Origin of the sequence: Niallia alba (genome assembly GCF_012933555.1) — a bacterium.
GTDB classification, from domain to species: Bacteria; Bacillota; Bacilli; order Bacillales; family Cytobacillaceae; genus Niallia; species Niallia alba.
In genome coordinates this window covers 1436746-1462324 of the sequence record NZ_JABBPK010000001.1, presented here as the reverse complement: position 1 = coordinate 1462324, position 25579 = coordinate 1436746, and the positions used below count along the sequence as shown (strand labels likewise).

At 34.5% G+C, this 25579-nt stretch carries 22 protein-coding genes; 2 read left to right on the top strand and 20 right to left on the bottom strand.

The features are described from left to right. Nucleotides 1-390: 390 nt before the first annotated feature. From HHU08_RS07205 to HHU08_RS07190, 4 genes are all read right to left on the bottom strand, one after another. Entirely contained in the window at nt 391-1146 is a 756-nt protein-coding gene (locus HHU08_RS07205; protein ID WP_254414793.1) for a DUF2268 domain-containing protein, read from the bottom strand. 387 nt (nt 1147-1533) lie between these two features. Then, on the bottom strand, nt 1534-1956 hold the full coding sequence (locus HHU08_RS07200) for a Fur family transcriptional regulator (protein WP_016204639.1): 423 nt from the start codon (nt 1954-1956) through the stop codon (nt 1534-1536). A gap of 258 nt (nt 1957-2214) precedes the next feature. Next, the gene (gene fabF, locus HHU08_RS07195) at nt 2215-3456 is read right to left on the bottom strand and encodes a beta-ketoacyl-ACP synthase II (RefSeq protein ID WP_016204638.1); all 1242 of its coding nucleotides are present in this window, start codon (nt 3454-3456) and stop codon (nt 2215-2217) included. A 66-nt stretch (nt 3457-3522) separates the two neighbouring features. Beyond that, nucleotides 3523-4461 (bottom strand): beta-ketoacyl-ACP synthase III, encoded by a 939-nt coding sequence (locus HHU08_RS07190; protein ID WP_016204637.1) that lies wholly within the window; start codon nt 4459-4461, stop codon nt 3523-3525. A 489-nt stretch (nt 4462-4950) separates the two neighbouring features. On the opposite strand from HHU08_RS07190, the gene HHU08_RS07185 reads away from it, so the two are divergent. After that, a complete protein-coding gene (locus HHU08_RS07185; protein WP_016204636.1) occupies nt 4951-5358 on the top strand; it encodes a hypothetical protein in 408 nt (135 codons plus the stop codon). A 58-nt stretch (nt 5359-5416) separates the two neighbouring features. Here the strand turns inward: HHU08_RS07185 and HHU08_RS07180 are convergent, their stop codons facing one another. From HHU08_RS07180 to HHU08_RS07130, 11 genes are all read right to left on the bottom strand, one after another. Further along, a complete protein-coding gene (locus tag HHU08_RS07180; protein WP_169188128.1) occupies nt 5417-6193 on the bottom strand; it encodes a Cof-type HAD-IIB family hydrolase in 777 nt (258 codons plus the stop codon). Nucleotides 6194-6198: 5 nt separating this feature from the next. Further along, nucleotides 6199-6873 carry a transaldolase family protein gene (locus HHU08_RS07175; protein WP_169188127.1) on the bottom strand — a complete coding sequence of 225 codons (675 nt, stop codon included), beginning with the start codon at nt 6871-6873 and terminating at the stop codon, nt 6199-6201. A gap of 260 nt (nt 6874-7133) precedes the next feature. Beyond that, nucleotides 7134-7526, bottom strand: coding sequence for a PTS glucitol/sorbitol transporter subunit IIA (locus tag HHU08_RS07170; protein ID WP_224427407.1), 393 nt, complete (start codon nt 7524-7526; stop codon nt 7134-7136). Between the two features lie 44 nt (nt 7527-7570). Further along, nucleotides 7571-8593 carry a PTS glucitol/sorbitol transporter subunit IIB gene (gene srlE / locus HHU08_RS07165; protein WP_169188126.1) on the bottom strand — a complete coding sequence of 341 codons (1023 nt, stop codon included), beginning with the start codon at nt 8591-8593 and terminating at the stop codon, nt 7571-7573. Nucleotides 8594-8609: 16 nt separating this feature from the next. Next, nucleotides 8610-9161 (bottom strand): PTS glucitol/sorbitol transporter subunit IIC, encoded by a 552-nt coding sequence (gene srlA, locus HHU08_RS07160; protein WP_169188125.1) that lies wholly within the window; start codon nt 9159-9161, stop codon nt 8610-8612. 235 nt (nt 9162-9396) lie between these two features. Next, nucleotides 9397-9846, bottom strand: coding sequence for a transcriptional regulator GutM (locus HHU08_RS07155; protein ID WP_169188124.1), 450 nt, complete (start codon nt 9844-9846; stop codon nt 9397-9399). A gap of 11 nt (nt 9847-9857) precedes the next feature. Beyond that, entirely contained in the window at nt 9858-11792 is a 1935-nt protein-coding gene (locus HHU08_RS07150) for a BglG family transcription antiterminator (RefSeq protein WP_169188123.1), read from the bottom strand. A 117-nt stretch (nt 11793-11909) separates the two neighbouring features. After that, nucleotides 11910-12710, bottom strand: a complete 801-nt coding sequence (locus HHU08_RS07145; protein WP_169188122.1) for an SDR family oxidoreductase — start codon at nt 12708-12710, stop codon at nt 11910-11912. A gap of 237 nt (nt 12711-12947) precedes the next feature. Continuing rightward, nucleotides 12948-13958, bottom strand: coding sequence for a BMP family ABC transporter substrate-binding protein (locus HHU08_RS07140; RefSeq protein ID WP_169188121.1), 1011 nt, complete (start codon nt 13956-13958; stop codon nt 12948-12950). Between the two features lie 22 nt (nt 13959-13980). Then, a complete protein-coding gene (locus HHU08_RS07135) occupies nt 13981-14769 on the bottom strand; it encodes a Rossmann-fold NAD(P)-binding domain-containing protein (RefSeq protein ID WP_016204633.1) in 789 nt (262 codons plus the stop codon). 236 nt (nt 14770-15005) lie between these two features. Continuing rightward, nucleotides 15006-15743, bottom strand: a complete 738-nt coding sequence (locus tag HHU08_RS07130) for a lipase family protein (RefSeq protein WP_016204632.1) — start codon at nt 15741-15743, stop codon at nt 15006-15008. A gap of 287 nt (nt 15744-16030) precedes the next feature. Here HHU08_RS07130 and HHU08_RS07125 point away from each other — a divergent pair, with 287 nt between their 5' ends. Then, nucleotides 16031-16222 carry a YjzD family protein gene (locus HHU08_RS07125; RefSeq protein WP_040344147.1) on the top strand — a complete coding sequence of 64 codons (192 nt, stop codon included), beginning with the start codon at nt 16031-16033 and terminating at the stop codon, nt 16220-16222. Between the two features lie 174 nt (nt 16223-16396). Here the strand turns inward: HHU08_RS07125 and clpB are convergent, their stop codons facing one another. From clpB to HHU08_RS07100, 5 genes are all read right to left on the bottom strand, one after another. After that, nucleotides 16397-18991: an ATP-dependent chaperone ClpB gene (clpB, locus tag HHU08_RS07120; RefSeq protein WP_169188120.1), complete on the bottom strand. Its 2595-nt coding sequence runs from the start codon at nt 18989-18991 to the stop codon at nt 16397-16399. A 687-nt stretch (nt 18992-19678) separates the two neighbouring features. Then, complete coding sequence (locus HHU08_RS07115; protein ID WP_016204629.1) at nt 19679-19858, bottom strand: YjzC family protein; 180 nt, start codon at nt 19856-19858, stop codon at nt 19679-19681. Between the two features lie 552 nt (nt 19859-20410). Next, nucleotides 20411-21358, bottom strand: a complete 948-nt coding sequence (argF, locus tag HHU08_RS07110) for an ornithine carbamoyltransferase (protein ID WP_016204628.1) — start codon at nt 21356-21358, stop codon at nt 20411-20413. After that, nucleotides 21355-24477, bottom strand: coding sequence for a carbamoyl phosphate synthase large subunit (locus HHU08_RS07105; protein WP_169188119.1), 3123 nt, complete (start codon nt 24475-24477; stop codon nt 21355-21357). Before HHU08_RS07105 ends, argF begins: the two co-directional genes overlap by 4 nt. Beyond that, a complete protein-coding gene (locus HHU08_RS07100) occupies nt 24470-25552 on the bottom strand; it encodes a carbamoyl phosphate synthase small subunit (protein WP_169188118.1) in 1083 nt (360 codons plus the stop codon). The genes HHU08_RS07105 and HHU08_RS07100 overlap by 8 nt, the downstream gene beginning before the upstream one ends. Nucleotides 25553-25579: the final 27 nt, after the last annotated feature.

Sequence of the window (25579 nt, the reverse complement as noted above, 5' to 3'; positions counted from 1 at the left end):
ATAAGTATTGGCAGAGCGTAGTAAATTTATTCCTATTTTCAAAGGATTATTTTTAATCCTCCATTAATTTTGAAAATAACTTACTATCATAATATGTACAAACTTTCGCTTACATGTCTTTTTCATACTACTTTTATGACTATTTTTTCAGTCTGGTTATCCCAGTAAAAGAGATTCCTCTTAGTTTTTCAAATAAGATGCAATAGACGAGCAGATTCAACGCTCGCCTTAAAAAATTTCTTATCCTCTCTTAACGCGTAGTAAGCTCCAATCGCAAACTGAGGAAAATCGAGAAAGCTAGGTGTTAAAACTCTCCCGTAAGGTACGATAACTTTAACTAACCTAACGATCAATAAGGATGAGGTTAGTCCCCCGCTGATAGAATTTTTCTTATAAAAATGCTTCGCTTTTTATTGTAAAGTGCATTTTTTCTGCTATTTTTTTTTGAGAATGATAAGTATTAACTAGATAGAAGCCTGTATTATAACCAATCATTCGTGGATAGCGTCCATATCCATACAATAATTGATCATGTATCTCTTCTGTTTTTTTTACATCTAGATGCTCCTTTAGCTCTTTACCCCAAAATTTCTTTATTTTATCCTCTTCATATAAGTGACACCAGTTGGCATTATATGCTTCTCCACAGTTTTTCTTAACGGCAAGCTCAGCTAATCCTTCCATGATAATAGAATCTAGTAATGTATAATTCTCAATATCTTTTTTTTGATGATGAATTCGGCAAACATGATGGTATTCGTGGATAAAAAGGGCTTCTAGCTCCTTATCATTTTCTACTTCTCCAATAAACAAGAAAAGTTGATTTGGAAACGATACACCGGATTTATTTTCATCTCCTCTCCAGGAAGCCTGAAAAGGAAAAATATATATAGGTACATCTGGTCCATTCCATTTTTTCTTATACTTTTTAAAAAATCGGTCTATTTTATTCCATGTATCTAGTTCTTTCATTTTTTCAAATGTTTGCTTTGAACGTCTTGATGGCTTATACATTCCAAAGTCCATTAAATATCGATATATATTTTGAGTTTTATCTCCATTAAATGTTGCTTTAAAATGTTCACATATAGAAGTTGGCTCATAAAAGTCATCCTCTAACCATTTATTTGTTTCGATTACCCCCACCAATATTTCCCCTTTTAATTCATTTTGTCCTAATCATTTATCAGTATATGGATACTTAATTTATTGGTTCCATAACTATCATCACCTTACAAAAACTTCATTTCCTATTTAGAAAATCACAAGCACCTAGTAAACTTCAAATCAACTTTCCATCGATATTAAAAAAGGGATATACAAAGAAGAGCCTCATTTCGAGTTCTTCTTTGTATATCCCTTTCTTAACAAGCAACGATTTCTGTTAATGATGAGAAAAAACAAGTTATCTTACTATCTAATTTTTATTTATGTGAATCTTTCATAATCCTGCTTCCACACCCACAAATGATCGAGTGCTTCAATTTTTTTATTGGTTGTTTACACTCTAAACAAATAATTTCCTTTTTTCTTTTATGCTTTTGAACACTGCTGACAGGTTCCATAAAATTGGAGACTATGGGAGCTGATAATGAATTTAGATATGGATTTCGCAAATGCTTCTACCTCCCTTAATGTAGGATACCAAATATCTACTATCTCTCCACAATCACTACAGACAATATGATAATGTTCCTCTTTTTTCCATTCATATTTACTTAAGCCTTCTCCAAATTGTATCTCTTTTAACAACTGCAATTCCGTGAATAAATGAACGTTATTATAGACAGTCGTAATACTTACTGATGGCATATTCTCATTTAGTACATGATAAATTTCATCTACTGTCCAATGCTTATTATCTTTAGAAAGTATATTAATTAATTCTAGCCTTTGTGGCGTTAAACGGACATTTTTTTCTTTCAATAGGTTTTTAGCCTTTTCTATACTCAGCATAGAGTTCTTCCTTTCTCTGTAATATCCCTTTATACTGCCCACCTTAAAAAGAAAGCGTTTTCTCAATATGATAATCAAATCCGGCTTGTCTACGTTAAATAATAGAATTATAGTTTTAATTATATACACTTTATAATAATAGTCAATATTAATTTAAAATAATTATAAATAAAGGTTTTAAAGAAAAAAAACTGTTAGAATCTGCCTATAGGATATGACAGATTCTAACAGTTTAATAAATGCCTTTTTCTTTTATAATTATTGATATTTCTTAAATACTATTGTAGCGTTATGGCCACCGAAGCCTAGAGAATTACTCATCGCTACATTTACTTCTTGTTTTCTATGGGTATTAATTACATAATCTAGGTCACAATCGGGATCTGCCGTTTCAAAATTAATAGTTGGTGGTAAGATACTATCTCTTATTGCCAATACACTAAAAATAGCCTCAATTCCACCTGCTGCACCTAATAAGTGACCAGTCATTGATTTTGTAGAACTCATTGGAACTTTATAAGCATAATCTCCAAATACTTCTTTTACAGCCATTGTTTCGAACTTATCGTTATATGCAGTACTTGTACCATGTGCATTAATATAAGAAACATCTTCTGGTGCAAGTCCAGCATCATTAATTGCCATCTTCATTGCTCTTGCTCCACCTTCGCCACCTGGTGCAGGTGAAGTAATATGATAAGCGTCTCCAGTTGAACCATATCCAACTATTTCTGCATAAATTTTAGCGCCTCTTGCTAAAGCATGTTCTAATTCTTCAAGTACAACAATTCCTGCTCCCTCTCCAATAACAAAGCCATCACGATTTGCATCAAATGGTCTGCTTGCTGTTTTCGGATCTGGATTGAAAGATAAGGCAGTATTCGCACAGAAACCAGCAACAGACATCTTTGTAATAGGTGCTTCTGCGCCACCAGTAATCATTGCATCAGCATCTCCACGCTGAATAACTTTAAACGCATCTCCGATTGAGTTTGTTCCAGTTGCACATGCAGTAACAGTACAAGAATTTACGCCTCTTGCTCCTAATGTTATTGAAACTTGTCCAGATGCCATATCCGGAATTAACATTGGTACAAAGAAAGGACTTACTCGTTTATACCCTCTTTTTTGGAAGATTTCATATTGATTTTCGAATGTTTCCATTCCACCAATACCAGAGCCAATCCATACTCCCACACGTGGTGCATTTTCATCCGTGATTTGTAAATCAGCATCTTTAACAGCCATCAAAGAAGCTGCAAGCGCATATTGTGTAAAGCGATCCATTTTTCTTGCATCTTTTTTATCCATAAAATCTTCTGGATTAAATTCCTTCACTTCTGCAGCTACTTTTGCTGGATATTCATCAGCATTAATTCTTGTTAATGGTCCAATTCCTGAAACTCCAGCAACAATATTTTCCCAGGTAGTTATTGCATCATTACCAAGTGGCGTTACAGCCCCAATTCCAGTAACAACTACTCTTTTATTCGTACTCATGACCTATTCTCCTTTTCTATATAGCATCAAATTTAAAGTATGTTCTATTTTATAGGAAGAAATTTATTATTTTCCCCAACGCATAGCAATTGCGCCCCAAGTCAAGCCTCCACCGAAACCGACCATTACAAGCACATCATCTTCTTTAATTTTGCCTGCTTCTAGTTCTTCCACTAATGAAATTGGAATAGACGCTGCACTTGTATTTCCATATTTATGAACCGTTTTAGAAAGTTTCTCTTCTGGTAAATTCAATCTTTGTCTAGACGCTTCCATTATGCGAATATTCGCTTGGTGTGGTATAAGGAAATCTACATCTTCCTTAGATAATCCTGCTTTTACTAAAACATTTTCACTGCTTTCACCCATTTGACGAACTGCAAATTTAAAGACTTCTCTTCCATTCATATAAATATAGTCTTCATCATCTAAATAAAGATGTTTTCCACCAGAACCATCTGCTCCTAATTCAAAAGAAAGAATTCCTCTTCCTTCTGAAACTTTACCTAGTACAGCAGCTCCAGCTCCATCTCCAAAAAGAACAGCAGTATTACGGTCTTCCCAGTTTGTTATTTTGGACAGCTTCTCTACGCCAACTACTAACACATATTTATATACACCTGTATCAATAAATTGCTTCGCTGTTACCATCCCATACATAAATCCTGCGCAGGCAGCACTTAAATCCATGGCAGCGGCTTTTTTAGCCCCTAACTTTTCTTGAATCATACATGCAACAGAAGGAAATGATTGATCAGGTGTAACAGTTGCAACCATAATCATATCGATATCTTCTGGATGAATACCAGCATCAGCAATTGCTTTCTTGGCCGCAGCTAATGCAATATCAGATGTATTTGTATTGTCATCTGCAATTCTTCGTTCTTGTATACCAGTTCTTGTTCTAATCCATTCATCATTTGTATCGACCATTTTTTCTAAATCAAAGTTTGTTAAAATTTTCTCTGGAAGTTCACGGCCAATACCAATTATTCCTGTACCCAAAGCTTTCAGCTCCTTTATAGTCACCGGTTTATCCGGTATGTGTTTCTTTTTGACTGTTATTTGCATAAAAAAGCTATATGAACAGTCTTTTTCATAAACTCTCGTTAAATAAGCTAATTTACCCCACTCTTAACGGACAGTAAAACTCCCCCCTCAAGCTTATTGGAAGTTTCACTTTATCCGCAGCCTGCATACAAGCAAGGAGTATAGGCTGGCTACTAGTAGATCTTAAGCCGAAAATAAATCCAATAGTGATTCTTTTAGTTTACCCTAATTTTATCATTATGGACTTACAAGAAAAGAGAAAAAACAGCCTTATTACAGTAATATATTATTATCAATTATTATGACTTGGTACTAATTTTATCAAATTCCTCCACCCTTTTGCAACATATTTTACTTTCTATTATATTGGTCTAAGCATTTCCCGATATTTTTCATAGCATATTAAGAACATAACGCGAAGATTGTGTAATAGGAGGAAATATAGTGGAGGATTATAATGATGAATTCTACGATGAAAAGGAAAAAGTAGATGTGACAACAGAGGAGGAAGAAAAAGAAATTGATCACTTCTCCCTGTTTATGTTTGGTACAAACAGTCGTTCCATAAGAAAAAATGAAAAGATAGACCATGAACGACTAAGCGATGAGAAGCCTTCCTACAATAGAAGAATGAAAGGAGATAATTGGATTCTAGGAAGGGGCGGCGGCGGAGATATAAATCAAGTGGAAGAAAAAGAAGAAAACGAAAATTTCGATGCCATTGCAAATTTCATAAATCAAATTGACCTTGAGCTTCTTATGAAAAATGTAGATATGTTTATGACATCTGCTAATGATTTAAAACCGATTTTCAAAAAGATAACTCCCTTCATAAAAAAATGGATGGATTAACCAAATAACAATGTGATTGCTTGTTAATCCACCCCTTTTTTATAGAGGATTTAAAGACTCATATAATTCCACATAATCGTAATCCATTTGCAATACCATCTTCATTATTACTTGTTGTAACATAAGTGGCTGACTTTTTAACAATGTCAAAAGCATTTCCCATTGCAACTGGATATTTTACTAGCTCAAACATTTCTAAATCATTTAATCCATCTCCAAATGCATATGTATTTTCTACAGAACAATTTAAATGCGAAAGTAAATACTCTATACCTGTAGCCTTTGACTTACCAGCCGGATAGATATCACATCCATAAGGTGAATTTCTTATAAACTGAAAATGTGGAAATTTCTCTTGATAAAAGGTTTCTTCACCAGGTTCACAGAAGATTAACATTAGATGAATAGCCTCTTGATCGTACAAGCCTTTATTTATCGGAGGATATTTCCCCCCTACTCTTTCATAATTTTTCCTGATTAGAGTAGAGCCCTCACTCGTAACACTTATCTTTGCAGCATTATAAAAGGCCATTTCATGCCTATTTTTTATTGCCTCTAAGTGCAGTTCTTTAACCTTTCTTACCTCTAATGGATTTTCATAAATGACAGTTCCCTTATACATTACATACTGTCCATTCATCGCAACAACTGAATTGATGCCCGTCGCTTCTAAAATATAGCCAATTTCCATTAAAGTTCTCCCTGTTGCTATAATAGGCTCAATCCCTTTTTCTTTTAGCTTTTTTATTGCCTCTATTGAACTTTCGGACACTTTAAGCTCGCTTGTTAGAAGCGTTCCATCTAAATCAAAAAAAACAATCTGGTTTGTTTCCATACTTGTTACCACTCCTTTCCAATTTCATTACCGTACGCTTCGTTCCATTGACTTTGAAATACTTTCACATCTCTTTGAGTTGCTGGAAAAGCAATTAACTTTTCGATTATTTCTGGAGCTACAGTCACTGAATGTGCTCCAGATAAACAGGCTTGATAAACTTGGTTTACGTTTTTAAAACTTGCTGCCAATACTTCAGTACTGATTTTATGAATAGTAAATAAATGAATAATATCACTTACTACTCGGATTCCATCTCCTGATAAATCATCGATTCTATTAACATAAGGAGCCACATATTTTGCTCCTGCATTAGCAGCTATCAATGCTTGAAATGGTGTATAAATGGTAGTAGCTAACGTTGGAATATTTTTGGAGGTTAATTGTTTTATTGCTTTTATTCCTTCCTGTGTAACTGGAATTTTTATAATGTTTTTCCCTGGAATCAACTCCTGGAAATATTCAGCTTCCTCTACTATTTCACTAGCACTATCTGCAATAACTTGGATAAAAAGTTCCTTTTCTTCTCCTATTATCTTTCGAATCTCTTGAAGCGATTGAGTATAATGCTTTTTCTCTTTTACGAGAATAGAAGGGTTTGTTGTTACACCCGAAATAGGATAATATTCATTTATTCTTTCAATTTGGGTAAGATTTGCTGAATCAATATAAAGTCTCATGAAGTAAATTCCCCCTTTATAAATAGAATGTTTTCGTAAAGTTTTTTCTGGTTACCGTAACTTGTAGCCTGAAGAGTTTCCACACCTAACTTCCTCGATATTCTTCAGCATGAGGTGGGGTTCTTACTGCCTGTTAAGTGTGGATAAAACATTTAAAAATTACAATAGGAGATTCCCTTTAACGATCTAATCATGCAACAATTTAGCTAACTTCATGCAAGGATTAAAAAACGAGTTGGAAGTCTCCTATCATTTTGTTCTTATTTTGAAACTATTTTCAACTTAGTACCAATTTCAAAAACTGGCATTTCTTTATCTTCTATATAAAGAGTACCAGGTAATTCAGGGTTAGTTGATCCATCAAACCGGATCGTAATATGGCCGATAGATGTTAAGTTTCGTTCTACAATTTCACCTACAGAGGTAATTTCAAATGATTCATTATTTATTAATAATTTCTGACCTGGTTTGATACTATCCTCTACATCAACTATTTCAATCCCATAGCAAAACTCTGCTAATTCTTGAGGTGCTCCATCCCCAAAAAGAATAATCATTTTTTCCTCTAAAAAAGTTGTGGCTAATGGCCCTATGCTATTAATTGTGTTTTCGTAAATTGTTTTCATCCTGTTCGGCATATTGAATAATGCCATTCGCCTCCATTCATTGTTTTTATCGCTTACAACTTTCCATATTCTTAATTACTATATAATCCAAAGCTTGCTAACCAAGCCACAAACACTCGTGGTACACCTATTAAGAACCTAGAGTAGAGTACTGACGGTACGCCTACTTCAACTGTTTCTGCTTCTGCCTCTGCTAAGCCTAACCCAACTGGAATAAAATCAGCAGCACATTGAGTATTAATTGCAAAAACGGCTGGCAATGCTAAATTTGGCGGGATATTTCCTTTTCCAATTTCAACACCAATCAAAGTTCCAATAATTTGTGCAATTACTGCTCCAGGTCCTAATAAAGGAGAAAGAAACGGCAGGGAACAAATAAATCCGATTAATAATAGACCAATAATATTTCCCGCTAACGGTGACATTAATTTAGCAAATAGGTTTCCGACTCCTGATCCTTGAATAATACCAATTAATAAAGAGACAAAGGCCATAAATGGGATAATGGTGTTTATTAATGTTTGAACTGCTTCACGACCAGCCTGATAAAAAGTACTAATAACTTTACCAGCGCCAAGACCTATTTTGGTAAGCAGTCCTTGTTTTTGATTTTCAGCCAAGGTTTGAGAGATTTTTTTATCTGAACTATATTTATACTCTTTCTTAGGAGTGTCCTTTTCCTTTTCTACAGCACTAGCATTTTCTAATAAAGCTTCCTCTTCTACAAGTTCAATTTGATTTAATCCTACTGCAGATACATAGATGTCTTCTGTAATAAATTTTGCCAAAGGTCCACTTTTACCAGTAGGCATAATATTAATCGTTGGGATTCTCTTTTGTGGATAAATACCACATCTTAATGTCCCGCCGCAATCTATAATAGCAATTGCAATTTGCTCATCTGGTACAGATGTTTTAAATCCATTTACTGGCTCAGCACCAGTTAATTCCGCAATTCTATCTACAATATCTGGTTTTGCTCCTCCACCAGTAATATACACAATTTTATTTCGTTGCTCCGTTGGTGTAACAATTAATGGACCACCAAATCCACCATTTCCTTTTTTTATTTTTATTGTTCGATATTGTGCCATAATGGAATCCCCCATTTTAATGATTTAATTTTACTTCGGAACTTAGTTTGATTCCTTGCTGTTTTTCTACCATTTTTGTTGTAAAATCAGTGATCCAGCCTGCAAAGAAGTTCATTACTATTCCAACAAGGAAATATCTAACTGCTAGATCTGCCGTACTAAATCCTAATTGTTCAATACCTGCTGCAATTCCTAGAAAAATAAATAGTTCGCCTGGATTAATGTGAGGAAATAATCCATTACTTGTGTGACAGAAATAAGAAGCAGATGCATAATAACTAGGTTTATACTTCTCTGGTAAAAATCTTCCTAAAGATAAGCCCATCGGATTCCCTAGCATGAATGTTCCTAATAATGGCAAAACTAAGTATCTTAATAAGGGATTTTTTGAAGATGCCGACGCTAATCGATTGATGCGATCTTCACCAATTAATTGGATGATTGTATTCATCGCTACTAGTAATAACAAAACAACTGGTACAATGCCTGTCATCCATGAAATAAAGGTCTCTGCTCCTGTATCAAATAAATTTCTAAACCCTTCAGCAAACTTAATGATATAATCCATGAAATCCACCTCTTCTTATTTTTTGGCTGTTTTCTATAAGATTGTTGCTTTCTCAATAGAAAAAATCAATTAATGAGGAAATCTGAGCAGCCTGAATACACGTAGACTCCTGTGGGATTAGCGAGACAACCTGAGACCCTGCAGGCCAAAGGCAGACCGCGGCTCAGCGCGAGCCCCACGGAAAGCGGAGTGTATTCAGGCTGCAGGTCATAGCAACAAACTTTACGAAAACAGCCTATTTTTTAAATGAAACTGCATTTTCTGCACGTATCATCATTCTTTTAAAGAAACTATCTTTTTCCGGCACTACGCCGCCACTCATAATAATTTTATAATTATTGGAAGCATCTAAAATTGCATCCCTTAATAATTTGTTGCAATGCTTTAAATCTTCTTCTTTTAAATTTCTAATATTTTTATCAAGAAAACCTGGCAAATCACGAAACTTCGCCATGACAGTTACTCCTTGCATTTTTTTTGCGGCAAGGATTCTTCCATTATTGTTGATTGCAAATAAGACGATTGTCCCCGCTTTAATTCGACCAGGTTTCTTGCCAATAGCTACTTTCCCCATTCTTCTTAGTTCCGAATAGCCCTTTGTAAAATGTTTAATCTGTAAAAATCCTAACCCCATTTGAATAACAAATGCTCCTGCTATTAAAAGCATCAAAATAATTAGTTCCATTCTTTCACTTCCTAACTATCTTTTTTAACGCCATCTTCAAGATAAAGACATAAATCTTCATAGTTTTCAACATAAACCATCTTATTCACCAAATTAGTATTAGAAGATATATTAATAATTTCATCATAAATTTTCACTAATAAACTAGCATCATATTCTGTATTCTCAGGTAGAGCTAATAAAAATACTATCTTTAATGCATAATTATCCTGCCAGACTGTTTCTGGAAAAATACCTATTGCTAGCTCTATTTTGTCTGACTGATAATTGATGGTATGTGGAAGTGCAATATATTTATCAAATATCATCGAACCTTTTTCTTCTCTTATTTGCAAGCGCTGTTTGAAGCCATCATCGACGTAACCATTTAAAACGAGTTGATCAACCATTCGATTTAAATTTTCTGAATAACTTAACGACTTATCCAAAATAAAGAATTTCTGTTTATTTAGTAGTAGTTTAATAACAGATTGGAAACTTGTACTACTATTTTCATTTATCTTAAATTTATCTAAGTAACTAATACGTTCAATTTGTTTGAGAACCTTTTTCTCATCAAAGATTTCATTAATGATTACTAACGGCGTTTGAATGGCATAAGGTATATTAACTGTCGAAAAGACAATATCGTACTTATCTAATGTATTCTTACTTACTTCATTTTCAGAAAAAATATCTATTTTAGTATGAGGGTCGAGTATTTTCTTCAGCTGCATTGCTACAATTTTTGCTGTCCCTCTACCTGTTCCGCAAACAATAACTACCTGTTCCAATTTCTTAAGATTTTCCTTATTATTTTCGATGAAAACACCAAAATATAGTGCGATATATCCTAGTTCTTCTTCTGAAACTTTCATTCCATATTCTTTGAAAATTCTTTCTCCAACTATTTCTGACATTTGATATGCCAAAGGATACTTTTCTTTGATATCATCTAATAAAGGGTTTTTTAATTGGATATTAAACATTAGACGGTTAATCATGAAAGTAAGATGATATTGTAAATCCTTGTAAAAATCTCCACTTTCTTTTACCTTATTTAAATTAAAGCCTAAATAAATGATGCTATTATCTAATAAATTCGTGATTTCCTTTGTCACTGTAATACCTTCAATGGAATGACTATTAATTGGTGTCCTTCTCCCGACGATTGGCAATGCAATAAAAACAATCTCATCTCTAGGTATGTTTATCGATAATTTCTGTTCAAGCACTTTGCCTATTTCTAAGGCTATATGAAAATCAGGTGAATTTACTATCCTATGGTATTTATCATCCATCTCTTTTATTGAATATCCTTTTAAAAGACGATCAAGCATAATGATAATGGAATGAAGTAACCTATCTCTCGTACTTATCTCAAAGTCGTAATGATTAGCGATGTTTATAATTTCCTCTTTAATATCCTCATCCAACGGATCTTCGGTAAAAAGATAGGAAAATAAATTATCCAATATAAAAAATCGCAAATCAATTTCTCTTCCCTTTAAGTACATCCCCTTGTTCTGTTTTCCTTTAATGGCAAGATTATACGTTTCTAGAGCTACTGAGGCTTTTTTTAATTCATTCACTAGTGTTGTTCTTCCGACGTTTAACTGAAAAGCCATTTCATCCATTGTTATTATTCCGTCATCATTCAATAACATATTTATAACAGTGGCAATTCTTTTTTGTGGTGAATCAACCTTGTGCGAATATACATTAAGGTTTTCTATAACCTTGTTAAGTTTTTGCTGATCATTGATTTTTAAACAAAACCCTTTCCCTCTTTCATTAATCAATTCTGCTATTCCTTGTAATTCTTTATTAAATTGATTAATTACCAGTCGAACTGTTCTTGTACTTACCCCCATTTGCTGGGCAAGATAATCCAAAGGACAGTACATTTTCTTAGTTGTTAATTCGAATATTTGCCTTATCCGATTACTTGTATTTAAATCAGTCATTCCATTACACACCCTTATATCGTATTGCTCATATATGCACAATGCTTATATTCAATTTACTAAATATATCATAAAGCGCTGGTGAATTAACTGATTTATGCATGAATCATTAGTTTGTTAACCACGGGACTTCCCGCCTGATATATTAAAGGTTGTTCCTGTAATATAGCTAGCTTTATCCGAAGCAAGATACGATACTAAATCTCCAACTTCTTGTAATTTACCTTCCCTGCCAATTGGAATTGATTTACTATAATCAGTTGATAATCCATCTACCGTCACTCCGCGAGTATAAGCTAAAGCCTCATTATAAGCATCTGTTCGCAATCCTGTTTTTTCTAATATTCCTGGAGCAATCGCTACTACGCGAATATTATAAGGACTTAACTCTTTAGCCCATGCTCGAGAAAACGAAATTAATGCCCCTTTTGTTGCCGAATAGCAACTCTGACCTGCTGATCCCTCTTGTCCTGCTTCTGAAGCAACATTGATAATTACACCTTTTCCATGTTTCAGCATTTCCTTTGCTGCTGCTTGGGCACAAAAGTACGGACCTTTTTGATTAACAGCAACCATAAAATCAAAATCTTTTTCATTTAATTCATATTGTGGTTTTTCACCCTTTACATCTACTAATAATCTCGGTAAATTAACCCCAGCATTATTTACTAAAATATCAATCTTTCCAAACTCTGCAACTGTTTTACTAACCATTTGTTCAACGCTTTCTTTATTAGTTACATCACATTTAATAAGATATGCTCTGTCCGCTTGTGGTCCCTCTTCTCCTACTAAATCGGAGATAATTACTTTTGCACCATTATTAATTAACTCTTTAGCAATGGAATAACCAATCCCAGAAGATCCTCCTGTTACAATTGCCACTTTTCCTTCAAGGTTTAACCAAGAATTATCCATCCAACTTTTCCTCCTCATCATTAAGCGTTTTCATTTCTATGGTTTAAGTATAAGACTCATTCTTTATTACATTAATACCTTTATTTGCACATAATAGTGCAGAGTGTGGTATTAATTAGTCGCTTTATATTTATAGTCATTAATTTAAACTTGATTTATTGCATAATAAAAATCATTTTTTCTAAAAGAGCGTCTGAGCCTTTTTTTAGAAAAAATGATTTTTTATTGTCTTCTCTTTTAATTCTCATTTGGCAACTTTCCTGTTTTCTTATACCGATTTAGCTCCTTCTGCAATATTTCTACAAATTCTTTATCTACATTGGGACTAAATTCCCCTAGAAAAATGGTATTATCTCTAATCCCACATAATTGATTCCCAGACTTCAGTTTTCCCTCATCAAACGCCTGAGCTACCTGGCCATACAGCTTAGGTATGTCTTGAATCGTGCTTGTTAATACCGTATATTTTCCTATTGTAGACTGATCTGAAATATATCCAATCGCATATAATCCATTTTCTTTCATTCTTTCAATGATATCTACATGAAAGCCATCACCAATTGGATAAACAATGTCTACATTTTGACTAATTTCATTATCTAACAGACCCATCGCTTTTTCCCGATCATCCCAATCATTGACAAATTCTTCAAGAACCCTTACATCCTTATTGATATAGTGAGCCCCTGCTTCAAATCCACTGGCTTCCTCTTGCCATTCGTAAGCACCGATAACTCCAACCGTATTTGTTCTAGTCATATAACCGGCAACCATTCCGCCAAAAAAGCCCATCGGATAATTTTCCATTCTAATGTTACTTGTATTCTTTTGTGTTGCTAGTTCTCTTCCGTTTAAACTGACAAAGTGAATGGAGGGATATTTATTTGCAAGGATATTAAAGTACTGCACAAAGTCTCCCCCATGACCAAAAATTAAATTAACACCTTTCCCTTGAAACTCCTTCACTGCTCTTTCTGCAACTGTATAAGAGTCGATTGACTCTTTATAAAACACGTCTAGGCCAAGCTTTGTATGTATATTTAATAAACCTTTATACCCTTGCGTTCCCCATGCTTGATCACTCACAGTTCCAGCCACAAAGAGACCTACTTTGTCTATCTTTCCTTTTTTCTCAGACGAATCATAAAAGAATAGGAAAAGAAAAAGAACACACGCAATTATAGGAATGATTAAAATAATCTTTCTCCTAAAAATCGATTTACGGATGTTCGTTAATATACTTTTCATGGTAATTACTCCTATAATACTACTAAATTCTATATAATAAATGATGCTTTTTTTGCTGTTCTAAATTATCTTTTATCGTTTCTTTATTTTCAACCATCACTTCTTGTAAATAACTGGAGAAACTTATATCTTTCGTTAATCCTTTTGGCATATCCCATTTTAATTGTTCTAAGCATCTTTGCCAATGGTTTATTTCCGTACTCTTTAATAGAATATCATTATTTTGTCCTTTCTTTGTCTGTTTTACTACTTCCTTTACAGCATCTTCGATAAATATTGCATCATTTGTATATTCTCGGATATTTAACTGAATATTTTTCTGCTCTTTTCCTTCAATGACCTGTTGAAATAGAAAATCACTAGGCTGCCAGGGTCCATATAGTGTTGGTAAATATACTACTTGCATCGCATAACCATTTAGAATATCTTTTATGGATGTAATAAAATCTAATTCCGTTTCTATGGATATAACATTTACTAGAAAAACGAACCTTTTATTTTGTGATTCCTTTTTATCACTGTACTCTGAAAACAGATTTTTCACCTTATCATATTTCGATAATTGTTTTAGCGTATAGAAATCAAAATATAAAACTTCTATGTTTGTATCTTGGAGAATAGACGTAAATTCAGCCAAGCTTTTTTCACTAAAATTTGCATTTCGACCTATCTCCATTCTTTTCTCATCTAGGTCTTCTACTACTAGGTCAGGATAAGTTATCCCAATTATTTCTTCTCCTTCTTCAAGTAACGCTGAGCATATATGAAACCCAAGAAAATGGTATGCACCGAATATTACAGCTTTCTTCATTAAAAAGCCTCCCATACAAAATACTTACTGTATCATATGCATCGGAAAAGACAAATATTTCGCAGCTTAACAAAAGCGTTTCCTACAAATTTTACTTACCGAACCTTTGCGGATGAGTTTCAACACCTAACTTCCTAGATTATCAGCAGTTTACGGTTTGGCCTTACTGACCATTAAGAACGGAAAAAAATGATGCTGTTCTTTTAGCAAATGCTATTAGAACAACATCATTTTTTTCATAATGTTTTTTCATACTTCTTAAAAAACGAGGCAATTTGTTTCGGAATGGCACTCCGTTTTTCTGGTAAAACATAGGAAACGAAAATAGGCAGATTTTTTTCTTCCCAAATAACAGAAGCTTTTTTTAAACCATGTGATTGATAATAGGATCTACCATTATGCAAAATTTGAATAATTTTTGTTGGTATGTCAGTCTCCTCTAATTGATACTCCTTTTTCTCCTTTACTAGCTCGAATAATTCATGCTTATTTGTATTAAAAGCAATACTTATTTCATTGGTTAATTTTTTTATAAAAAACTTATGCTCTTTCTCTCTTTCTAAATGTTCTTTCAAAGATAAAATCGGGTTTAACAAAACAACAGAGCGTATATTATCTTTCATCTCCATCATCAATCGAATCGCTGTCAGTGCTCCCATGCCTTCAGCAATAATATGAATTCTTTGGTTCAATATTTCTGTTCGAATAATATGTTCATATAATCTTCTAGCCAATTGTAAGGCTTTTTCACTTCCCCAGTTCTTTCCATAAAGATTGGAATAAAAAATCGTATATCCATTATCCCGTAACGATTCAATTAAGTTACGTTTTCCTTCATTTTGATTCCAAAAACTATTTGTGTCTGTTACAAAATTTCTTTCGTCTCCAATTATTAAGATACCGAAACCATTAGGTCGATGAGGATAATGTATCATGTTCCATTCGGTATCTAGCTGGAAGTTCCGGTTCTCCATCTTAAAAACTCCTTTTTAGCATTTTCCTTTTAATAATGTATGTCTCTTTTATTAAAACGTAAGGGAGTTTGCCTATATTTAAAGAAGAAATGCGGAGTTACATGACTAAATGCTGAAAAAATCGAATCAATTTTTTTCACCAGAAGAATGACTGAATAGCCTATGCGTGCATACTATTAATACATAAAAAGTGAAGAAATTAAGAAAGCTACATTAATCACATTTATTATTTATCTACAATGTGGTAAGATGATTATGATAAGCAAGCTATAAAGAGGTGAATTCGGTTGCGTTACATAATGACAATTTTTTGGACATTTTTACTTGCTCAAATGTTAGTTTATGTTGTTGGTTCAATGAATGGGGTTCCTTTTAGTTTTTCAATGGGGCTAATCCTAACAGCTGTCTTTTCAGTATTAGTTTTCATTTTATCAGCAATTATTCCAGATGAACCTACTCATGAAGAAGGTTCTCACTAAAACATGAATATTGTAGTAAATGGTGATTAAATAATATGCAAAAATAGTGGAAGAATTCCTCTATTTTGTATATATTACTTAATCACCTTTTTTCTTGTAAGTGATGATCTTAAATAAAAAAACCTGAATACTATATTGTCTAACTGTATTCAGGTCCTTATTAAGGTTAAGTTACTACATATGTCTTAAAATAATATGTGCATTTTCTTCATCAATTTGAACATGATCAATTTCTTTTATTTTACCAGCAATTATCTCTTTTGCTAGCAGTGTTTCTATTGTTTTCTGTAAAAACCTTCTAAGTGGTCTTGCGCCAAATTTTGGATCAAAGCCATTTCTTGCAACAAATTCTTTCGCTTTTTCTGTCATTTCTATGGTGATATGCTGATCAGTAAGCCGCGCTTGTAATTGAACAACAAGCTTTGAAACAATATCTTTAATATTTTCTAAAGATAAAGGTTTAAATAAGATCACTTCATCGATTCTATTTAAAAATTCTGGTCTAAAATGACCATTTAATTGATTCATGACTCCCTCTCTTATTTCTTCTGGTATTTCCTCTGCCTCTCCCGTTTCTAATAATAAATGGGAACCAATATTAGACGTCATGATTATAACTGTATTTTTAAAATCAACAGTTCGACCTCTTGAATCTGTAATTCTGCCATCATCAAGAACTTGAAGTAAAATATTGAATACTTCCGGATGAGCTTTCTCCACTTCATCTAATAGGACAACAGAATATGGTTTTCTTCTGATTGCCTCTGTCAATTGTCCTCCTTCTTCATATCCTATATATCCTGGAGGAGCGCCGATTAAACGAGACACAGCATGCTTTTCCATATACTCAGACATATCGATACGGATCATTTGCTCTTCACTATCAAAAAGCGTTGCTGCTAATGTTTTTGCAAGTTCTGTTTTTCCAACACCAGTAGGGCCTAGAAATAAAAAGGAGCCAATTGGTCTATTCGGATCTTTTATTCCCGCTCTTGCTCTTAGCACAGCATCACTAACTAACTGGACAGCCTCTGATTGGCCAACAACTCTTTCTTGAAGAATCGATTCTAGTCGTAATAGTTTTTCTCGTTCTTTTTCTACTAATTTGGATACAGGAATTCCTGTCCATCTAGCAACAATATTGGCAATTTCCTCTTCTGTCACTTCTTCACGAAGGAGACGATTCTCCTGTTCTTGCTTTGCCTTTTCTTCCATTTCTTTAATTTCTTTTTCTAATTTTGGGATACTTCCATGTCTTAACTCGGCTGCTTTATTCAAATCATAATTATTTTCTGCATCCTCTAGCTCTCTCTTTTTCCGTTCGAGTTGTTCTTTTTTCTCATGTATGGATTGCAAAGCATCCTTTTCCTGTTGCCATTTTGCTTTTAAGGCATTAGAACGTTCTCTTAAATTAGCTAGTTCCTTTGCAATAACAGCTAGTCTCTCTTTACTTTGTAAATCTTCTTCCCCATGTAAGGCAGCCTCTTCAATTTCTAGCTGCATAATTTTTCTGGTAAGTTCATCAATTTCAATAGGCATGGAGTCTATCTCTGTACGAATCATCGCACAAGCCTCATCTATTAAATCAATCGCTTTATCTGGCAAAAAGCGTTCTGTTATATACCGATCCGATAAAGTTGCTGCTGCAATAATCGAACGATCTTGAATATTCACGCCATGATGAATTTCAAATCTTTCTTTTAACCCTCTTAAGATTGCTATCGTATCTTCTACAGTCGGCTCCGAAACAAGCACCTGCTGAAAACGACGCTCAAGTGCTGGATCCTTTTCAATATACTGGCGATGCTCATCTAATGTTGTAGCACCAATACAATGGAGCTCTCCTCTTGCTAGCATGGGCTTAAGCATATTTCCTGCATCCATTGCACCGTCTGTTTTTCCTGCCCCCACAATTGTATGCAATTCATCAATAAACAAGATGATGCGTCCATTGCTATTTTTAACTTCTTGTAAAACCGCCTTTAAACGTTCTTCAAATTCCCCTCTAAATTTAGCTCCTGCCACCAATGCACCCATATCTAAAGAAAAAATAGTTTTATCCTTTAAGCCTTCTGGCACATCTTTTCGAACGATTCTTTGGGCTAAGCCTTCTACAATTGCTGTTTTACCTACTCCAGGTTCTCCAATTAATACTGGATTATTTTTAGTCTTTCTTGATAAGATTCGGATTACATTCCGGATTTCATTATCACGACCAATTACTGGGTCCAGTTTTCCCAATTTTACTTCTTCCACTAAGTCTCGACCATATTTACTAAGTACTTCATATGTCGCTTCGGGATTTTTGCTTGTCACCTTTTGTGTCCCCCTTATCTCTTTTACTGCTCTTTTCATTTCTGTTAATGGAATATCTTCTTTTAATATACTTCCTACCTTAGACTGTGCTACTTTATATGTTGCAAGAATGAGATGCTCTACGGATAAGTATTCATCTTCCCATTCAGCCATCTCTTCTTCTGCTCTCGTTAGAAGTTGCTGCAAACCAGCTGTTATATATACTGTTCCTTGTTGAGCACCACTTAACGAAACTTGTGGCTTTTTCTTCAATTCTTCTGTTAATTTATCAATAACCCTATTTGGATCTTTTTGTAGCTTATTTAAAATGGTAGTCAATAAATTATCCTGTTGATGAAGAATAGCCAAAAACAAATGAATATCATCTATTTCTTGATGACTTTCTTTTATTGCAAGGGATTGCGCTTCTGTTATTGCTAATTGGACTCTTTCTGTCATCTGCTCTACATTCATTTTACCAGACTCCTTTTTGACCTTTTTTGACCTTTGTTTTTATTATAGTATAATTTATCCATATGTAAAGAGGCTGGGACATAAGTATTCCAGCCAAGGATAATTCCGAACAATTATACGAAGATGCTAATGAATGTTCCGTATAATTGTTCGGGCTTTTATTTGTTTTTCAAAGGATGTTTCCATGAAGTTTGGTGCGATTCCCCGCAGCCGGAATACACTTCGCTTTCCATGGGGCTCGCGCTGAGCCGCTTCGGCCTGTGGCCTGCAGGGTCTCAGACTGTCTCGCTAATCCCATAGGAGTCTTCGTGTATTCCGGCTGCTCTGTTTTTCCTACTAATTATATTTCCTCTTGTAAAAAGTGTGCGAAAGCAGCCGCTATTTACTAGCTATATTAGAAATTGTTCGTCTTTACAGAGTATCTATTTAGTTATGTCCCATCCTCATCTTTAAATAATTTTAATTAAAACCTGATGGTTAGTTGCACTTATCGGACCTTTTTCAACACCTTGCTTCCTCGATCTTCCAATGTGTTAACAAGATCTCCCGAGAGAAATGGGAGCCTCTTAGCTAAGCCTATTATATTAGATCTCCCACTTTCCTTTATCTCCTCTAGGAGTCAAAATGCTTGCAGCAAGAAACAACTCAAGAAAATTAAACTTCATTTTAAACCTTAAAAATACATTCTTAAGGTTTTCTTTGATACGACCATAATCTATTGTGATTGGACGTTTCTGGAAAGCGATCTCCGGCTTTCATTTTTAATTTTTGAGGATTATTTACGTTACTTCCGGTTTCACCAATTTCTATATATAAACCATTGTTTGGTGCCTTTTGCCCTGGACGAAACTGTCTATTTTGACCCAAAATAAACTCCTCCTTTATCTATTACCAAATCGAAAGCTAAGTAAACACGAAGCAAAAATCGTCTTACTTAACTGCTTATTAGTATTGCCTTTTTTTGATTGAACATTACGGAAAATAATGACTGGTAGAAGTAAATACTTTTTATTTATTAGAGCATGCTATAAAGAATACTTCCATGATTGGGTGTGCACTTATCAAACCTTTACAAATACCTAGCTTCCTCGCGGGTTGGGTTGGTTGGGTCTTACTGCCCTTTACATATCTGGATTGTATAATCGCTGGTTTGTAAAAAACAAAGGCTGTTTTCTAAAGGATTGTTGTTTTTTCAATAGGAAAAAACAATTAGTTGGAAAAATGGAGCAGCCGGAATACACGTAGACTCCTGTTGGATTAGCGAGACGGTCTGAGACCCCGGAGGCGAAGCTGAGGAGCTCAACGAAGTGTATTCTGGCTGCGGGTAATCGCAACAAACTTTACGAAAACAGCCAAAACAAAAAAGTACTATTAACAATCACTTCCATTGTTAATAGTCCTGAGGGATTTATTTACTAATCATTTTAAAATCTCAACCAGTAATGCCTTTTGTGCATGCAATCTATTGCCTGCCTGCTGGAAGACATAGGAATGACCGCCATCGATAATTTCTGTTGTTACTTCTTCTTCACGATGTGCTGGTAAACAATGTAAAAATATATAATCAGCTTTTGCATGCTTTACTAATTCTGTATTAATTTGAAAGCCTTGAAAATCCTTTAAGCGCTGTTCATTTTCTTCTTCCTGACCCATGCTGGTCCAAACATCTGAATAAATTGCATCTGCCTGTTGAACAGCCTCTACAGGATTATTTGTTAAAATAATCTTACTTCCACTTGCTTTAGCAAAAGCAGATGCTAATTCTGCCACCTTTGCATCCACTTCGTAGTTTTTTGGTGTCGCTATGGAAATATCTATTCCTACTTTTGAGCATGCTATTAGCAAGGAATGAGCAACATTATTTCCATCTCCTATATATGCAAGCTTAAGACCTTGTAAAGTTCCTTTCACTTCTAATAAAGTAAGTAAGTCTGCTAATGCTTGACATGGATGGTATAAATCCGTTAGGCCGTTAATAATCGGTATTGTTGCATGTTCTGCTAATTCTTCCACAATGTTGTGAGAAAATGTACGAATCATTATCGCATCTACATATTGGGACAGAACTTTTGCAGTATCAGAAATTGTCTCCCCTCTGCCAATTTGAAGATCACGACTATTTAAATACAGTGCATGACCACCCAACTGTAGCATTCCTGCTTCAAAGGACACTCTTGTTCTCGTAGATGATTTCTCAAAAATCATTCCCAATGTTTTCCCTTTTAAAGGAGTAATGATGTCCCCCTTTAAGTGTGCTTCCTTCATCGTTTTTGCCTTATTGATTAATTCAAGAATCGTTTCCTTTGAATAATCTGCTAATGTTAGTAAATCTTTTCCCTTTAAATTTAGGTCTGATGCAATCATCATACAGTACTCACTCCTTTTCTTATATGTTCATGCCATTCCTGAATCGAATGAACGGTTAATTCCTTCCCTTTAAAGGATGAAATAAATGCCTCTAAACTTTCTTTTTGTGTAAAAGTAATAATTCGATTTCTAGTTGCTAATTCACGAGATTGTTTATCTTCTTGTAAATTTGTTGGATTGTAAAAGGCAATCGTTCCCTTATCTGCTAATAACGATTCAACTGTCTTATTATCAGCCATTTCAACTGATAAATGGACTAGTTCAGCCTTTTTACAAATATCCACTACATCTTCTGTCGTTTTAACGACAATTTTCATCTCCTGTTTTGACACTTTCTTTAAAGTTGGATGAAATACTTTTTTCAAGGCTTCTTCCACCGTATCTGCCAGCGCAATTCCCTCTCCAGTTGAACGCATTTCTGGCCCCAATTTAGAATCTAAGCCCTTTAAAGCATAATTTGAATAAACAGGATATTTAATACAAGTGAATGCTATTTCGTCAGTAAATACTTTTTCTTCTTCTGTGAACGTATATTTCCCAAGCAATATTTTTGTCGCAATTTGCACTAATGATACCCCAGTCACCTTACTTACAATCGGTACAGTTCGACTAGCACGAGGGTTTACTTCCAGTACATAAACATCTTCCTTATTTATGATATATTGGATGTTCATTAATCCTTTATAGCCTGTATGCCGCACAATTTTTTGAGCGTACTCTATCATCTTTGCTTTTACATTTAATGATAAGTTTTTAGCAGGTAATAAAGATAAACTGTCCCCTGAGTGTACTCCTGTTTTCTCGATATGCTCCATAATAGTAGGAACACAAATATCCATTCCATCTGCAGCTAAATCCAATTCCGCTTCAGAAGCTTCCATAAACTGATCGACGAGCACTGGATATGGTACATCTGTTTGCAAGTAGAATTGTAAAGCTTCTTCATCGTTTATGCGTTCCATTCCTTTACCGCCAATAACATAGGATGGACGTATTAGAACCGGATAGCCTAGTTTCTTTACTGATTCAACGATCTGCTGCTCATTTTCTGCGATATCTCCTTGGATATGAGGAATATCTTCTTCCTCCAATAGCTTATAAAATAAATCTCTATCTTCTAAAACATCAATCGTCTTGCTATTTGTTCCAAGAATATGAACTCCATAGGCTTCTAGCTCTTTTGCGACGTTAAGGGCGGTTTGACCACCTAATTGGACAATTACGTCCTCTATACCTTCCGATTCAATGACATTCATAATATCTTCTACTGTTAATGGTTCAAAATATAAACGATCTGCTGTTGCAAAATCCGTACTAACAGTCTCTGGATTATTATTAATAATGATGGTTTCAATTCCTTCTTCTTTTAATGCAAAAACGCCATGAACCGAGCAATAATCAAACTCTATTCCTTGCCCAATTCTAATTGGTCCACTACCAATAACAAGTACTTTTCGTTTATTGCTTTTATTTTGCTCATTTTCTCCATAGAAACTGGAATAATAGTAATTAGTTTTTGCTTCAAATTCGGCTGCACAAGTATCAACCATTTTGTAAATCGGAAGCACTTCTAATTGTTTTCGCTTTTCACGAACATCCTTTTCTGAGCTATTCCAGGCACTAGCTAAGAAGGCATCACTAAATCCTTTTTCTTTCCATTTCAGTAGATTTTCTTTCGTCACTGTTTGAAGTGAACAATCGATTATTTCTATTTCCATACCTATTAGTCTTTTAAAACTATTCAGGAAGAATAAATCAATTTTTGTTAAATCATGGATTTTTGCAACAGTCTCTTCTTTTCTAATTAATTCTAATATTACAAAGAATCTTTCATCCGTTTGTTCAAGCATTTTTTCATATAACGCTTCAACTGTCATATCCTTTAACCCTGGGAGTGTTAAATCACTTCCTTTTATCTCAAGAGAACGAATTGCTTTTAATAAAGCCCGCTCCATATTGCGATCTATCCCCATGACTTCTCCTGTTGCCTTCATTTGCGTGCCGAGTTTTCTTGAGACAGCTGGAAACTTATCAAATGGCCACTTCGGAATTTTTACTACGACATAATCTAATGCAGGTTCAAAGCTTGCAAATGTATCTCCAGTTACCGGATTTATCAATTCATTGAGATTATAACCCACTGCTAATTTGGCCGCCATTCTCGCAATTGGATAGCCAGTTGCCTTTGATGCTAGAGCAGAAGATCTACTTACTCGTGGATTTACTTCAATTAAATAATATTTCTTACTGTTCGGATCTAATGCAAATTGGATATTGCATCCGCCAATTATTCCTAAAGCAGAAATGATTTTAATAGAAGCAGAACGCAGCATCTGATATTCTACATCTGTCAATGTTTGCGATGGAGCAATAACAATGCTGTCTCCAGTATGAATTCCGACTGGATCGATGTTTTCCATATTGCAAATGGTAATACATGTATTCATACTGTCACGCATTACCTCATATTCTACTTCCTTAAAGCCAGCAATACTTCTTTCCACTAGGCATTGACCAATTGCACTCTCTTTCAAGCCGCCAGATACAAGACTAATGAAATCTTCCATGTCCCCAGCAATACCGCCACCAGTTCCGCCTAAGGTATATGCAGGTCTCACAATGATAGGAAAACCAATTTCATTTGCGAAGTCTACAGCTTCTTCGACTTCATGCACAACTTTGCTTTCTGGTACAGGTTCATTTAATTGATACATTAATTCTCTAAATGCTTCTCTATCTTCTCCCTTTTTGATAGATTCAATAGAGCTTCCTAGCAATTTCACTTGATACTTTTCTAAAATGCCTTGTTCACTCAATTGAAATGCTAGATTTAATCCCGTTTGCCCCCCTAAAGTAGCAAGAATTCCATCTGGTTTTTCTTTTTGAATAATCATTTCGAGAACATCTACTGTTAACGGTTCAAAATAGATTGAATCAGCAAAGGTTTCATCTGTCATAATCGTAGCTGGATTATTATTAACAAGAATGACTTTATATCCTTCTTCTTTCAAAGCCATGCATGCTTGTGTGCCAGCATAATCAAATTCTGCTGCCTGACCAATCACAATTGGTCCAGATCCTATTACAAGTATGGTTTTTATCGTCGTGTCTTTAGGCATATGCAAAAACTCTCCCATTATTTGCTTTAACATTTTCTATAAATTCATCAAATATATAACACCCTTCTGAAGGGCCTGGATTTGCTTCTGGATGGAACTGTACAGTTTGTAATGGATAAATGCTGTGAGATAGTCCCTCAACCGAACCATCGTGAAGATTATAAAATCTCGCTTCACAGCCAGTAGTAAGCAAGCTTTCTTCTTTCACTACGTAACTATGATTCTGCGAGGACATAATCACCTTCTTTTTTTTGCGATCCATCACAGGATGATTCGCTCCTCGATGTCCGAATGATAGTTTCGTAGTTTCTGCTCCTAGAGCTAATGCAGCAAGTTGATGTCCTAAACAAATACCAAGAGTTGGATAATGCTTAATCAACCCTTTAATCGTTGGTAGAATGCTTATTAATTCCTTTGGATCCCCAGGCCCATTTGATAAAAGAATGCCATCAGGCTGCAGTGATTTAATACGTGTAAATTCTGTATCATATGGAACGACTGTTACTTTACAATCACGCTCTAATAATGCTGTTAACATACTTTCCTTTTTGCCAAAATCAACAAGGACTATATGATATTTCCCCTGTCCATACGTCTGAAATTTCATTTCTGAAACTTTCGCTACTTTGACATCTTCCTTTAAAGAGAATGTATGGACTGAAATTTCTTTTTCTTCCGTTATAACGGCCGGCATGGAACCTGATTGTCTAATATTTTTTACAATGGAGCGAGTATCTACATGGCCTAACATCGGGATATTCCATTTATTCAAATAATCTTGTAATGAATATTCAGCTTGATAATGATATGCGTCACTATTCGCTTCATAAACAATAACACCAGCTACGTGAGGCTTTTTACTCTCAAAATCTTCCTTATTAATGCCATAGTTTCCGATTAACGGGTACGTAAAGACAATAATTTGATCTTTATAAGATGGGTCTGTTAGTACTTCCTGATACCCAGTCATTCCAGTAAAAAATACGATTTCTCCCTTTATTTCTCTGACAACGCCATTTGTAACAAAATCACCTTTATATTTCACACCATTGTTTAAGTGAAGATAACCTTCCATATTGAATACACCTCTATAATGAATGTA